11 protein-coding genes are annotated in these 13,724 nt (G+C 66.6%); 4 read left to right on the top strand and 7 right to left on the bottom strand.

Going from position 1 to position 13,724, the window contains the following annotated elements:
- Window positions 1-285 precede the first annotated feature (285 nt).
- Entirely contained in the window at window positions 286-1,353 is a 1,068-nt protein-coding gene (locus tag U5771_RS34030; protein ID WP_322028005.1) for a porin, read from the top strand.
- Between the two features lie 529 nt (window positions 1,354-1,882).
- Entirely contained in the window at window positions 1,883-3,352 is a 1,470-nt protein-coding gene (gene proP, locus U5771_RS34025; RefSeq protein WP_322028004.1) for a glycine betaine/L-proline transporter ProP, read from the top strand.
- Between the two features lie 93 nt (window positions 3,353-3,445).
- On the opposite strand, the gene U5771_RS34020 is transcribed toward proP, so the two are convergent.
- The 5 genes from U5771_RS34020 to U5771_RS34000 all read right to left on the bottom strand — a co-directional run bounded on the left by U5771_RS34020 (window position 3,446) and on the right by U5771_RS34000 (window position 8,515).
- Window positions 3,446-4,270, bottom strand: a complete 825-nt coding sequence (locus U5771_RS34020) for an alpha/beta fold hydrolase (protein ID WP_322028003.1) — start codon at window positions 4,268-4,270, stop codon at window positions 3,446-3,448.
- A 136-nt stretch (window positions 4,271-4,406) separates the two neighbouring features.
- Window positions 4,407-5,498, bottom strand: coding sequence for a lactonase family protein (locus U5771_RS34015; protein ID WP_322028002.1), 1,092 nt, complete (start codon window positions 5,496-5,498; stop codon window positions 4,407-4,409).
- A gap of 89 nt (window positions 5,499-5,587) precedes the next feature.
- Window positions 5,588-6,940 carry a TRAP transporter large permease gene (locus U5771_RS34010; protein ID WP_322028001.1) on the bottom strand — a complete coding sequence of 451 codons (1,353 nt, stop codon included), beginning with the start codon at window positions 6,938-6,940 and terminating at the stop codon, window positions 5,588-5,590.
- A 4-nt stretch (window positions 6,941-6,944) separates the two neighbouring features.
- Window positions 6,945-7,532 carry a TRAP transporter small permease gene (locus U5771_RS34005; RefSeq protein WP_322028000.1) on the bottom strand — a complete coding sequence of 196 codons (588 nt, stop codon included), beginning with the start codon at window positions 7,530-7,532 and terminating at the stop codon, window positions 6,945-6,947.
- A complete protein-coding gene (locus U5771_RS34000) occupies window positions 7,529-8,515 on the bottom strand; it encodes a TRAP transporter substrate-binding protein (RefSeq protein WP_322027999.1) in 987 nt (328 codons plus the stop codon). The genes U5771_RS34005 and U5771_RS34000 overlap by 4 nt, the downstream gene beginning before the upstream one ends.
- A gap of 582 nt (window positions 8,516-9,097) precedes the next feature.
- Between U5771_RS34000 and U5771_RS33995 the strand changes: the two genes are divergently transcribed.
- Window positions 9,098-11,251: a glycoside hydrolase family 28 protein gene (locus tag U5771_RS33995; RefSeq protein ID WP_322027998.1), complete on the top strand. Its 2,154-nt coding sequence runs from the start codon at window positions 9,098-9,100 to the stop codon at window positions 11,249-11,251.
- Window positions 11,252-11,398: 147 nt separating this feature from the next.
- Here the strand turns inward: U5771_RS33995 and U5771_RS33990 are convergent, their stop codons facing one another.
- Window positions 11,399-12,079, bottom strand: coding sequence for a GntR family transcriptional regulator (locus tag U5771_RS33990; protein ID WP_057929061.1), 681 nt, complete (start codon window positions 12,077-12,079; stop codon window positions 11,399-11,401).
- Window positions 12,080-12,462: 383 nt separating this feature from the next.
- Window positions 12,463-12,846 carry an ATP-dependent protease gene (locus U5771_RS33985; RefSeq protein WP_322027997.1) on the bottom strand — a complete coding sequence of 128 codons (384 nt, stop codon included), beginning with the start codon at window positions 12,844-12,846 and terminating at the stop codon, window positions 12,463-12,465.
- Between the two features lie 438 nt (window positions 12,847-13,284).
- Between U5771_RS33985 and U5771_RS33980 the strand changes: the two genes are divergently transcribed.
- On the top strand, window positions 13,285-13,683 hold the full coding sequence (locus U5771_RS33980) for a DUF6228 family protein (RefSeq protein ID WP_322027996.1): 399 nt from the start codon (window positions 13,285-13,287) through the stop codon (window positions 13,681-13,683).
- Window positions 13,684-13,724: the final 41 nt, after the last annotated feature.

Raw genomic sequence — 13,724 nt, 5'->3', positions numbered from 1 at the left:
GATCACGCAGGACACGTCCACGCTCGAGAACCCGGCGATCCTCGAGCAGCTCAACCGGTCGCTCTGAACGACGCGGCCGGCCCCACCCGACACTTTCGACGCACCCGCGTTCGGGCGCCCATCCCCACCCCGAACGCGTCGCGCGCGGTCGACACCCGACCGCCGACGTGCGTCCCGCCGCGCCCCACCCTGCGTGCGCGGCCCATGCGACGGACACCGCCACGCGGGCCTCCGTCGCATCCCCTGTTCGATGCATCGACGTACAACAACACTGGAGACACATCAATGAAAAGCAGAATCGTGATCGGTTGCGCGGCGCTGGCAGGCGCGCTGTCCAGCACCAGCGGCTTCGCGCAGAGCAGCGTGACGCTGTACGGCAACCTCGACGCCGCGTTGCTGTACACCAGCAAGACACGCGACGCGGCCACCGGCGCGAACGCCGGCCATCAGTTCGCGATGACCGACACCGGCATGACGCCGACGACGTTCGGGATGACCGGCACCGAGGATCTCGGCGGCGGCCTCAAGGCGAAATTCCAGCTCGAAAGCGGCTTCGCCGTCACCAACGGCGCGTTCGCCCATTCGAACGGCAACTTCTTCGGCCGCCAGGCATGGGTCGGGCTCGACGGCGGGTTCGGCACGGTCAAGGCCGGCGTGCAGTACTCGCCGTTCCTGCTCGCGATCTTCGATTCGGATCCGCGCAGCTTCTCGCACTTCGGCAGCGGGCTGATCAACTACGTCGACAACGTGCTGGTGACGGGCCTGTTCAACCCGAACGCCGTGTCGTACACCAGCCCGACGATCGCCGGCCTCACCGGCAGCGCGATGTTCGCGTTCGGCGGCAAGGCCGGCGATTTCCAGGCCGGCCGCCAGTATTCGGCGAGCCTCAAGTACGAGCATGACGGCTTCATGATCGACGCCGCATTCTACGACGGCAACGACGGCACCAACCCGACGCCGACGCCGAGCACCGTCGCGTTCGTCGGCCGCACGATCGGCGCCGCGTACCGGTTCGGCCCGGTTACCGCGAAGGCGTCGTTCACGAGCTACAAGGTCGGCGGATCGTTCAGCAACAACGTGTACGGCGGCGGCCTCGACTACCAGGCGACGCCGGCCGTCGACCTGAACGGCGGCGTCTGGTTCACCAGCGATCGCAACGACACGGCCAATCACTCGCTGCTCGCGGCCGTCGGCACGACCTACAGCCTGTCGAAGGCGACCGCGCTGTATGCGCAGGTCGCGATGGTCAACAACCATGGCGCGATGAACACCGGGCTCGGGATCAACAACGCGCTTTACGCGGTCACCGGCACGACCGTCGGCGCGAACGTCGGGATCCGCCACATGTTCTGATGTGCGGGCGGTGGAGGCTGTATCGAACCACCGCCCCGCTGCATTCGCACTCCGAATTGTATTTCGCCGACTCCGGCCTGCAGCGACGCATCCGGATTCGGCGCGGCTTCCGTCGCGGGCGGATGCGGATGCGACGCTCCGCCCGCCCGTCATGCCCACATGCCCACATTCCCGCACGATCCGCACCGTGCCGCCTCCGTCCACGCCGCGATTGCGGCATAGACCGCCGCTGACGCAACCCGTACCACCTTGCCGCCGCACACGCGCCGCCGCGCGGCATGGCGCGTTGCCCGCCTGCGCCATCCGTGTCGTTTACGACCGGTTTCCGGGCGCATGACCGACAGTTCGCGCGCCCCGTTTCTCTACACTGCTTCACACCAACACACACTTGCCTGGTGTCGCGTGCCGCGCGCCGCATCACCGACATCACGGCGATCCAGAGACAACCGCCTTCGTCCCCGACGGTCCCGCGCCCGCCCCGCCGCGCACCCGTTCGGCCGGCCGCGAAGGCGCCTTCCAGGAGCGTTCATTGAGTTCATCGCAAGCGCACCCCTCGAAAGCCCGGTCTTCGCGCAAGGCCCTCAAGCTGGACGACATCACCATCGTCGACCCTGCCGTCCTGAAGCGTGCGGTCGGGGCCATGGCGTTCGGCAACGCGATGGAATGGTTCGACTTCGGCGTCTACAGCTATATCGCCGTCACGCTCGGCAAGGTGTTCTTCCCGTCCAGCAACCCGTCCGCGCAGTTGCTCGCGACCTTCGGCACCTTCGCCGCCGCGTTCCTCGTGCGCCCGCTCGGCGGCATGGTGTTCGGCCCGCTCGGCGACCGCATCGGCCGCCAGCGCGTGCTCGCCGCCACCATGATCATGATGGCCGTCGGTACCTTCGCGATCGGCCTGATCCCCAGCTATGCGTCGATCGGCATCATGGCGCCCGTGCTGCTGCTCGTCGCCCGCCTCGTGCAGGGCTTCTCGACCGGCGGCGAATACGGCGGCGCCGCCACCTTCATCGCCGAGTTCGCGACCGACAGGCGCCGCGGCTTCATGGGCAGCTTCCTCGAATTCGGCACGCTGATCGGCTACACGCTCGGCGCGGCCACCGTCGCGATATTGACGGCGACGCTGTCGCAGGAAGCGTTGCTGTCGTGGGGCTGGCGCGTGCCGTTCTTCATCGCCGGCCCGCTCGGCCTCGTGGGGTTGTACGTGCGGCTCAAGCTCGAGGAAACGCCCGCATTCAAGAAGGAGGCCGAAGCCCGCGAAGCGGACGAACGATCGCGCCCGAAGCAGTCGTTCGGCACGCTGCTCGTCGAACAGTGGAAGCCGCTGCTCCAGTGCGTCGGCCTCGTGCTGATCTTCAACGTGACCGACTACATGGCGCTGTCGTACCTGCCGAACTACCTGTCGGCGACGCTGCACTTCAACGAAACGCGCGGCCTCTTCATGGTGCTGCTCGTGATGGTGCTGATGATGCCGATGACGCTCTACGCCGGGCATCTGTCGGACCGGCTCGGCCGCAAGCCGGTGATGATGTTCGGCTGCGTCGGCCTGCTCGTGCTGTCGGTGCCCGCGCTGCTGCTGATCCGCACCGGCGGCATGCTGCCGGTGTTCGGCGGGATGCTGATCTACGGCACGCTGCTGTCGACCTTCACCGGCGTGATGCCGTCCGCGCTGCCCGCGCTGTTCCCGACGCGGATCCGCTACGGCGCGCTCGCGATCGGCTTCAACGTGTCGGTGTCGCTGTTCGGCGGCACGACGCCGCTCGTCACCGCGTGGCTCGTCGATCGCACCGGCGACCTGATGATGCCGGCCTACTACCTGATGGGCGCGTCGTTCATCGGCATCGTGTCGGTGCTCGCGCTGCGCGAATCCGCACGACGCCCGCTGCCCGGCTCCGCGCCGTGCGTTGCGAGCCGCGCGGAGGCGCAGGACCTGATTCGCCGCGGCGCCGACAAGGGCCGCGTGCGCGACCGCACGTTCACGCCGGTCGGCGAACGCGCGTAACGCGGTGTCGTCGCAACGCAAGCCGTTGCGTCCAAGGCGTTGCGTCGTCACGCGACGCCGCGCGGCGCCCGCCGCCGGCATCGCGTGGGGCATTCAGCCCGCCGCGAGCTGCTGCTCGTCGAACCAGTCGAGCAGCATCCGCGTGACGAACGCGGGATTCTCCAGGTTCGAGATATGGCCGGCGTCCGGCACCAGCGCATGGCGGCAGCCGATCACGCTCGCCATCTTCACCGTCTCCGACGGCGGGCGCGCCATGTCGCCCGCGCCGCACATCAGCAGCGTGCGCTCGGCATCCAGCTCGGCGAGTGCGGCGAGCGTATCCGGCCGCCCGAAGATCAGCCGGCCGAGCGGGACGATCGATTCCCGCAGCCGGTCGGCCGGCAGGTTCGCGAGCGCGGCGCGAAAGGCGGTCGGCACCGGGTCGGCCAAATTCACGTCCGGCCGGAAGAACAGCGGCACGATCGCATCGAGCAGCGGCGGCACGATCGAGCCGGCGGCGGCGATCGCATCGAGCATCCCGAAGTAGCGCAGCCGCGTCGCGTCGGGTTCGGCCTCGAGCGACGCATCCATCAGCACGAGCGAGCGCACGCGCCGCGGTTCGCGCAACGCGAGCCGCGCGCCCCACATCCCGCCGACGCTGAGCCCCACGACCGCGCACTGCTCGATCTCCAGCGCATCGAGCAACGCGCTCGCGTGCGCGGCGAGATCGTCGAGCGTCTGCGTGCCGTCGGGCAGCGGGCCCGACGCGCCATGCCCCCACAGGTCCGGCACGATCACGCGATACCGGCTCGAGAGCGCGTCGATCTGCGGCGCCCACATCGCCGAATCCCACAAGTAGCTGTGCCCCAGGAGCACCGGAAATCCGGTGCCGTGATCCTGGTAGTGCAGCGTATTGCCATGAACGATTCGAGTGGGCATCGGGCCTCCGGGTATGACGACGATCGGCAGCGGCCCGCAAACAGGCGCTGGTGCAGTGGTGCGTTGCGAAAACGCGGCGCCGCGCATCATCGCACAGGTCGGTGGCGATGCGGACGACAAATCGCCGCCCGCCGAATCAGTTCGTCCCGTCGTACGTGACGATCTCGACCCAGTTCGCGCCCTTGCCGACCGGATACTTGCCGATCTCGTCGAGGCGTCCGCTATGGCGGTCGATCCGGTACACGGCAAGCGTCGGCGACAACTGCCCCGCCGCGAGCAGGTACTTGCCCGACGGATCGATCGCGAAGCCGCGCGGCTGCTGCTCGGTCGCGAACGTGCCGATCCGCGCGAGCTTGCCCGACGCCGCGTCGACCCGGTACGCCGCGAGCGTGCTCGACGTGCGCTCCGACGCGTAGAGGAATTTGCCGTCAGGCGTCAGGTGCAGGTCCGCGCCCCACGGCTTGTCGCCATGGAAGTCCGGCGGCAGGATCGACACGGCCTGGATCGGCCGCGCATCGGCGCCGCCGCGTGACAGCGCGATCACGTGCAGCTTGCCGTCGAGTTCGTCGATCAGGTACGCGAACCGCCCGTTCGACGAAAACACGAAATGGCGCGGCCCCGACTTCTCCGGCAACCGGTACGCGGGCTCGCCCGCGTCGGTCAGCTTGCCCGTCGACGCATCGAACGGCAATCGCAGCCACGCATCGGCGCCGAGCACCGACGCGAACGCGTAGCGGCCATCCGGCGACTGGCGGATCGCATGCGCCATCGGGCCGGTCTTCACCGTCTGCCGCACGTCGCCGGCCACGCCGTTCTCGCCGATCCGGTTGACCGCGAGCAGGTTGCCGCCATACGACGCGGAGAACAGGTAGCGGCCCGATGCATCGGTCGACACATAGGCCATGCTGTCCGCGAGCGGCGCGCGGCCCAGCTCGATCAGCCGACCGTCGAGCGGATCGATCGCGAAGCTGACGACGCGATACGGCGTCGAGCGCAGCGCCGCATACAACCGATGATGATCGGGTGACAACGCCATCGGCATCACGGCGCCGTCGACCGGCACGGTTTCGATCGCGCGCAGCGCGCCGGTCGACGTGTCGACGCTGAACACCGAGATGTCGCGGCTGTCGCTGTTCGATACGTACGCATACGTCGCGGCATGCGCGAGCGATGCGGCCAGCGCGAATGCGGCGGCCGCGACGGTGCGCCATGCTGTCTTCGGGTTCATGTAGATTCGCCGTGCGAGGAGAAACGTTGACGTGACTGCGGCGCCGGACCACCTCGGTCGTCCGGCGCCGCGACGGGCGAAACACGCGCTCAGAACACCGCGTGCCCGCTGATCAGGCTCGGCAGCCAGGTGGAGAAGAACGGCATGTACGTGACGATGTTGATCGCACTGAAGATCGCGAGGTAATACGGCCACGCCATCTTCGTCGTCTCGCCGATCGACACGTTGCCGATCGCGCAGCCGACGAACTGCACCGAGCCGATCGGCGGGTGCACGAGGCCGAGCGAGCAGTTCAGCAGCAGCATGATCCCGAACTGCACCGGCCCGACGCCGCACGCCATCGCGATCGGCAGGAACAGCGGCGTCGTGATCAGGATGTGCGCGGCCATGTCGACGAACGTGCCGAGAAACACCTGGATGATGTTGATGTACAGCAGCATCAGCCAGGGCGCTGCGGTCGACTGCTTCAGCAGCCCTTCGATCGCATCCGGAATCTCCAGGTACGACATCTGGAAGCGCAGCATGTTGGACACGGCGATCAGCAGCAGCACGACGCCCGTCGTGCGCGCCGCATGCGACAGCGCTCGACGCAGCTTCTCGGCCGTCAGCGTCCGGTAGACGACCGCGGTCAGCACGAGCGAGTACACGACGGCGATCGCGGCGGCTTCGGTCGCGGTGGCGATCCCCTTCGCGACGCACACGAGGATGATCGCGATCACCATCAGGCCCGGCACCGCGCCGACGAAGCTGCGCAGCACCGCATACCAGCCCGGAAACGACGGCAGCGCGGACGAACCGTCTTCACGGCGCGGATAGCCGTGACGCACCGCCTGCCAGTACGCGGCGGCGAGCACGAAGCCCATCACCCACAGCACCGGCAGGAGGCCGGAGAACAGCAGGTCGCCGATCGACACGCCGCTCACCGGCTGCCCGTGCAGCATCCCGGTGATCCCCTGCGCGGCGAACGCGTAGATGATCATGTTGGTCGACGTCGGCATCAGCGCGCCGGCGAGCGACGCGTGCGTCGTCACGTTGACCGCGTAAGCCGCGCTGTAGCCTTCGCGCTTCATCAGCGGAATCACCACGCCGCCCATCGCCGACGTATCGGCGGTCGGCGAACCCGACACGCCGCCGAACAGCGTGCACGCGACGACGTTCGCCATCCCGAGGCCGCCGCGGAAGTGGCCGACGGTCGCCTGCGCGAAGCGCAGGATCCGGTCCGCGATGCCGCCATGCAGCATCAGTTCGCCGGAGAAGATGAAGAACGGCACCGCGAGGAACGAGAACGCGTTCATCCCCGAGATCATCGCCTGCATCGCGGTCGCGATCGGCAGCCCTTCGACCAGATAGGTCAGCACGCACGCAATGCCGAGCGCGAACGAGACGGGCACGCCCAGCACGAGGAAAATCAGAAAACTGACGGACAGGATCGCGAGTTCCATGGCGTTATTGTCCCGACGAAGAACGACGAAGCGCGAGCAGGTGCTCGAGCGAGAAGAGAACGATCGCGATCGCCGCGGGAATCGTGATCAGGTAGCGCACGCCTTCGGGCAGCCCGATGATCGGAATGCGGTCGCCCATCGTCTCGGCGGCCATGCTGCCGCAGCCGACCATGATCGCGATCGCGAACGCGATCAGGCTCAGGTGCTGGATCGCGATCACCACGGTGCGTGCGCCCGGCGACAGGCGCCGCACGAGCGAGTCGAGGCCGATATGGCCGCCGTCGCGCACCTTCATCGCCGCGCCGAACATCGCGATCACGATCACCAGCAGCAGCGCGATCGGCTCGACGAAATCGGGCGCGTTCTCGAACACGTAGCGCATCACGACCGCGTAGAACACCAGCACCGTGAGCGTCGCGAGACACAGCGACGCGACCACGGCCAGCGCGCGGAACAGCAGGTCGTTCACGCAGCGCAGCAGCGGCGCGGCCGCATGCGGCCGGCACGGCACCGCACCGTCCGCGGCGGCGGCGGCCGCCGCGTCCGAAGCGCCCACGGCCGCCGCGCCGTCCAGGGAAGTGCGACGCGTCACTTGGTTGCCTCGATCTCGTCGACGATCTGCTTCATCTGCGGCGTCTTCTCGTACTTCGCCCACAGCGGCTGCATCGCCTTCACGAATGCCGCGCGGTCGATCTGCGCGGCCGGCAGGATCTTCGCGCCGCCCTTCGCCACCGTCTGCTGCGCCGATGCCTCGCGTGCGGTCCACAGCTTCTGGTAGTACGGCACCGAATCGGCCGCGGCCTTCCTGATCGCGGCCTGTTCCTGCGGCGACAGCGTGTCCCAGATCTTCTTCGAGAACACCAGCACTTCCGGCGTCATCGCGTGCTGCGTCTCCGAGTAGTCCGGTGCCACCTCGAAGTGCTTGGTTTCCTCGTACGACGGCAGGTTGTTTTCCGCCGCGTCGACGAGGCCCGTCTTCAGGCCGGTGTAGACCTCGGCGAACGGCATCGGCGTCGGCGTGCCGCCCATCGCCTTGATCTCGTCAACCATCAGGTCAGACGGTTGCACGCGCACCTTCAGCCCCTTCATGTCGGCCGGCGTGCGCACCGGGCGCTTCGCGTAGATCGAGCGCGCGCCGCTCTCGTAGAACGTCAGCGCGATCATCCCCTTCGCCGCGAACGCGTCGAGGATCTTCTGGCCGGCCGGGCCGTACATCGCCTTGCGGAAATGGTCGATGTCGCGGAACAGGAACGGGAACGACGGGATCAGCGACTCCGGCACGATCTCGTTGAACGACGCGCCGTTCACGCGCGCCATGTCGATCGCGCCGATCCGCACCTGGTCGACCGTGTCCTTCTCGGAGCCGAGCGCGCTGTTGCCGAACACCTTGATCGAGTCCTTGCCGCTCGTCAGCTTCGACAGCTCGTCGCCCATGTACTTGACCGCCATGTTGGTCGGGAAGCTGTCGCCATGCACGTCCGCCGAGCGGAACACGCGGGCCTGCGCGGACACCGCGAAGCCGGCCATCAGCGCGACGGCCAGGGCGGTACGGGAGCGGGTGAATCGGTGCTTCATCGTCAGTCTCCTTGATGGTTGCTCGTTGTCTGGCGGCGATCCGGGCGGCTTCCGCATCGGTCGGTGCACGGCCTTCGCTGAATCGCAGTCATACGTTGTATGACGTGTTGGAGCGAATGTACGTCGGTTAATCGTTTAACTCACTTGGTGCATACCCCTATAAGCGCCTCTGTAGCGGGTTTAAGGCTGGATAAGGGGAAAAGCCTTCTCTGTTTGACGGAAGCTTGGCGAAACGTTTTCCGGAAATGGGTCTGTATTTGAATCGGCACGCTGTTGTGCCGTTTTCCCGACGCCGACCGCCGCCTTTCGTTTCCGCTTTCATTGTCATAGGATGACTGACTACTACGCAGCCATGGCCCCGCGACGCCACGAGCCCGCACCGGCCGGACCGCATGCGCGGCGCGACCGCGCCCGTGGCGCCCTCCGCGACGATCCGCGCCGGAGGCCCGCGCCGCCGTTCCATCGCTTGCCGGCCGGACAGGCACGCGGCGCCTGCGCGCCATGCGGCCGCGTCCCGCTCCGACAGACCCGACACCAACCCGGCATCGTCCTCGGACGTTGCCTCACCAGGAGACATCCGTCATGACATCCCGACTTTCCGGGTCGAACGCACGTCCGCGCGTGCTCGGCCTGTTCGCGGCGCTGTTCGCGACCGCCGCCGCGCTGAGCGCGTGCGGCGGCGACGATGCGAGCACCGCCAGCGGCGCGGCCGTCACCTCGCCGCCCGCCGCCGCCGTGTTCCAGGTCGGCACGACCACCGTCGACCCGGCCTTGCCGGCCGAGCCGGCCCTGCCCGCCGACACGCAGGTGTGCGGCACGCTGGAAGCCGCCAATACGCTCGTGAGCCGCCCTGACGGTTCGCTGCCGCCGGAGGCCGATCCATCGGTAGCGGGGGTCGGCAAGGCCGTGTCTACCGCGATCGCGAACCCCGACCAGGCGCGCATCCAGGCCGCGCTCGACGCGTGCGGTGCCGCCGTGGACGCCGAGGTCGGCGCGACGATCGCGGCCGCCGACGCATCGGCCACCGCCGCACAGAAGACGGCGGCCGCGCCGAACGTGAACATCGCCGGCGCGTCCGGCGAGGAGCTGGCCAAGCCGAAGTACCGCGCGAGCAAGTTCGCGGTGCGGCTCGTCGTCAACCAGACCGGGGCCGGCAACAGCTTCATCAGCGGGCCGCTGACGCTGCCGTCCGGCGTGACGCTGTGGATCGACAAGGGTGTGACGCTGTACGCGTCGCGCGACGTGAAGGCGTATGCACCGAACGTCGCCGGGCCGTATTGCGGCAACACGGCGGTCAGCGCGACGAAGGCCGGCAGCTCGTCGAACTGCCTCGCGCTGATCACCGGCACGAACCTCGTGAATGCGGCCGTGGTCGGCGACGGCCGGATCGACGGGCGCGGCTACGCCGAACTCGTGACGTCCGACGCGAAATACCCGCTGATGAAGGTCGACCTGACCTGCTCGAACACCTACGCGGCGTACAAGAGCGGCACCGTCGCGCCCGACGGCACCGCATGCGACGACGGCGGCACCGTCGTCGACTCGAAGTCGACCGTGCGCAACATGACGTGGTGGGATCTCGCGTATCTCGGCAACATGGTGCAGAACGGCACGACCGGCTTCGGCTCGCAGTCGAACTTCCGGCTGATGGTGTTCAACTACGCGAAGAACCTGACGCTGTACCGCATCACGCTGAACAACAGCCCGAATTTCCATGTGGTGCCGAGCGGCGTCGACGGGCTGACGATCTGGAACGTCAAGGTGCAGACGCCGACGCTCGCCGCGTTCGCGAACCCGGCCGGCAACGGCAACCCGCTGTACAACGGGCAGACGTTCAACGCGGACAACGTGAAGAACACCGACGCGTTCGACCCGGGCTCCGCCTCGAAGCCGACCTCGACGATGCTGTCCACCGGCAGCACGACGACGTCAGCCGGTGCGATTTCGTTCGACGGCTACCTGAAGAACTTCGTGTTCGCGTACAACTACGTGAGCACCGGCGACGACGACATCGCGCTGAAGGGCAGCAACAATCCGTCGCCCGCCGGCTCGGGGTTGTTCGGCATCGACGGCAATCGCGACGTGCGGTCGGATCGCAAATGGGGTGTCGTGGTCGCGCACAACCACATCTACTGGGGGCACGGGATCTCCGTCGGCAGCGAGACCAACGGCGGCGTGACGAACGTTCAGGTGTACGACAATTCGTTCTGGGATTCGGAGGAAGGCTTGCGGATCAAGTCCGACTACGCGCGCGGCGGCGAGGTGAGCAACATCCACTATTCGAACATCTGCATCCGCGATGCGAAGAATGCGCTGCTGTTCACGCCGTACTACAGCACCAAGGCCGTGCCGGCGAGCGGGCCGCTGTATCCGAACTTCCACGACATCTCGCTCGCCAACGTCGTGATCATGGGCACGGCCGGCGTGAAGCTGCAGGGATTCGAAGCGAATACCGGCGGCTATGGCGAGCCGGCGTTCCCGCTCGTGATGTCGCTGACCGACGTGGTGGCCGATACGCCCGACGGCATCTCGACGATCGCGTCGGATGCGAACCTCACGCTGCACAACGTGAACCTGCCGGTGTTCGCGTCGACCGCGAACCGCGTGGTCTTGAACGGCGCGGCGACCCGCAATGCGCGTCCGGGCGACGTGCTCGACTGCAGCAAGGCGTTCGTCGATTTCCCCGGCATCGACCAGTCGAACCCGTTCGGTTCTACGTGGGCGCCGTCGTTGTAATGAGGATGTGATGATGACGATTCCCCGCCGTCTTGGGGGAGTCGCGTCGTCGTGGCTGGTGTGCGTGTTGCATGTACTTCGCTTCGGGTTCGTGCGTCGCATGCGCCTCCGCTTCAGCGCCGTGGCTGCCACGGCGCCTCAACAACCTCAACGCCCGAGGCGCCGATCCCGCAGGAACGCATTCAACTCGCCGCCCGCATGCTCGATATGCCGCTTGAGCAGCGATGCCGCCGTGCGCGCATCGCCCTTGCGGCACAACGCGACCAGCTCCGCGTGTTCGGATTCGGCCACGTCGCGCGCGGCCTCGGACAGCGACAGCTGCACGCGCGTGTAGCGGTCGGTCTGCTGCAGCAGCGACGCGACGATCGCCGCCGTCTTCGGCTGGTCCGCGCGCGACAGCAGCACATGATGCAGTTCGGTGTTCAGTTCGCCCCAGCGCCCGGACTGGCTCGCATGCAGCACTGCGCTGTATTCCTCGAGGATCGCATCGAGCCGCGCGAAATCCTCGGCGGTCAGCTTCGGAATCGACTTTTTCAGCAGCACGGGCTCCAGCAGTGCGCGCAATTCGAACAGTTCGGTGATGTCCTCCGGCGACAGTTCCGAGACGATCGCGCCCTTGTGGGGCAGGATCTTGACGAGCCCTTCGCTCTCGAGCTGCACGAGCGCTTCGCGCAGCGGGATGCGGCTGATGCCGAGTTCGGTCGCCAGCGCATCCTGACGAAGCTGGTAGCCGTCGACATACTCCCCTGTCAGGATGCGGCGGCGCAATTCATTCGCTGCGGCTTCGGCGCGCGTGGCGTAGACAAGAGCTGGGCGTTTCTCGTTCATGTTGCGGTTCGGACTGGGGGTGGCGGTCAGGCAGACGCCGACGCGGCGACGGATATTGCATACTTTCTACAATATTAGCAGAGCGGCCTTGCGGGTGAGCGGCGGCGGCTGCGTGGGTTCACGCTGTCGCGCCTTGCGTTCGACCGACAAGGAAGGTCGTTCTGGATTTCCGTGGAGGTTGCTTGCCGACACGTTGCTGTCGCTCGAGCCGTTGCGCCTCCTGGGGCAGGTGTCAGAGCACAACGGTCAGTCGTTCCGATGATCCGAAGGCTTTCCTCCCTTGGCTGAACGGTTGCAGCAACCGAGAGCCCGGCGCACCACGTGACTGACCTGACTCCAGCCCCGCACCCGGCACGACTGGAGACCCCAATGGCAAGCAATGATCAGAGATCTCCGCGCACTTCACCGGTTCCCAGCGCGCTCCGCTGCCGATTGACTTCCGCCCACAGCTCATCGCTGTCGTCATCGCGCAGCACGATCATCCAGTCCAGTTGATTGTCGGTCACGCCGAAGTATTCCAGGAGTTCCCGGCGTACCTCATCGATGAACTGCGCGTATTCCGGGGTTGTCTGGGCCTGCTCGTGCAAGGCATCGTATGCTGCATCGTCCGCGCCGCCGCCGTGCTCGTCGATATAGCGCGAGATCCACTGGTCTCGTTCGCGGTCGTAATCGGCCTCGGCGCGCATCGCTTGCACAGCCGTGTAGAAATCCAATTGGGCAAACGCGGCGATCGCCGCCGTTGTCGCCTCGTCGAATACAGTCGTCATTCCATCTCTCGTGTTGGTCATGGCACATCATCGCACGGGCCGTACCGGGGCAGGTGCCGCGAATCCGGACGGTGCGACACACCGCCTGGCGCCGACGTTTGGCCCGTGCAAAGGCACCATGATCGGAAGGTTGACGCCTTCGAGTGCACCACTCGTCGGGGCCGCGCGGGCGACAGGATACTCATTTTGCTGCACTGCAAGCGCAGCGATGAAAACCACCGGGTGTGCCAGATCGCAGAACGAGTTTCGAGCGTCACGCCAGCACTTGAGCGCCAATATGGGTGCTGGTCGTGAATTGCTCACGATGGCAGAACTACGCCGGATACCCACCCGGTAGTACGTTACCGACTTAAAGCGACCCGCAGCAGCCCTTCGATCTTGCCGAAAGCGGTCGGTCGCGTGCTAGGCTGTTGCAACTTCACGGCAGAGTTGAGCTAAATGAACGTTGTCGAAATCAAATCCTGCGAATCTCAGACGACGCTCAGCTTATCCTTGTACAGCCGACACGAAGATGAGATCCGCTTTTGGGCAACAATCTCGGGCGCACCATTTACGGGCGAAATCCTTGCGTCCACGTATTTTAGCGGTCCGCCCACTGCGCTCTTCGATGCTATGGCTGCATCCTGGACCGGTTGGAGCGGCCCCAAAAGCTGGCAGGCAATAGATGGCGAATTGTCCTTGACAGCGACAACCACTTCGCTCGGGAAAGTGACGTTGATCGTAGAATTGAGCGCTGCTTCGGGCGATTACACGGACACGGCTACGGCAACCCTGAAGCTTGAAGCCGGCAGCTTGGATCGCATCGCTGACGACGTTCGTTCCTTGTTTTCCGCGTGACTGGCATCGACTGTCCGTTCCTGGCCGCCCCCGGAAGTTAG

Origin of the sequence: Burkholderia sp. BCC1977 (genome assembly GCF_905339595.1) — a bacterium.
GTDB lineage: Bacteria > Pseudomonadota > Gammaproteobacteria > Burkholderiales > Burkholderiaceae > Burkholderia.
This window is presented reverse-complemented; position numbering and strand designations above follow the sequence as displayed.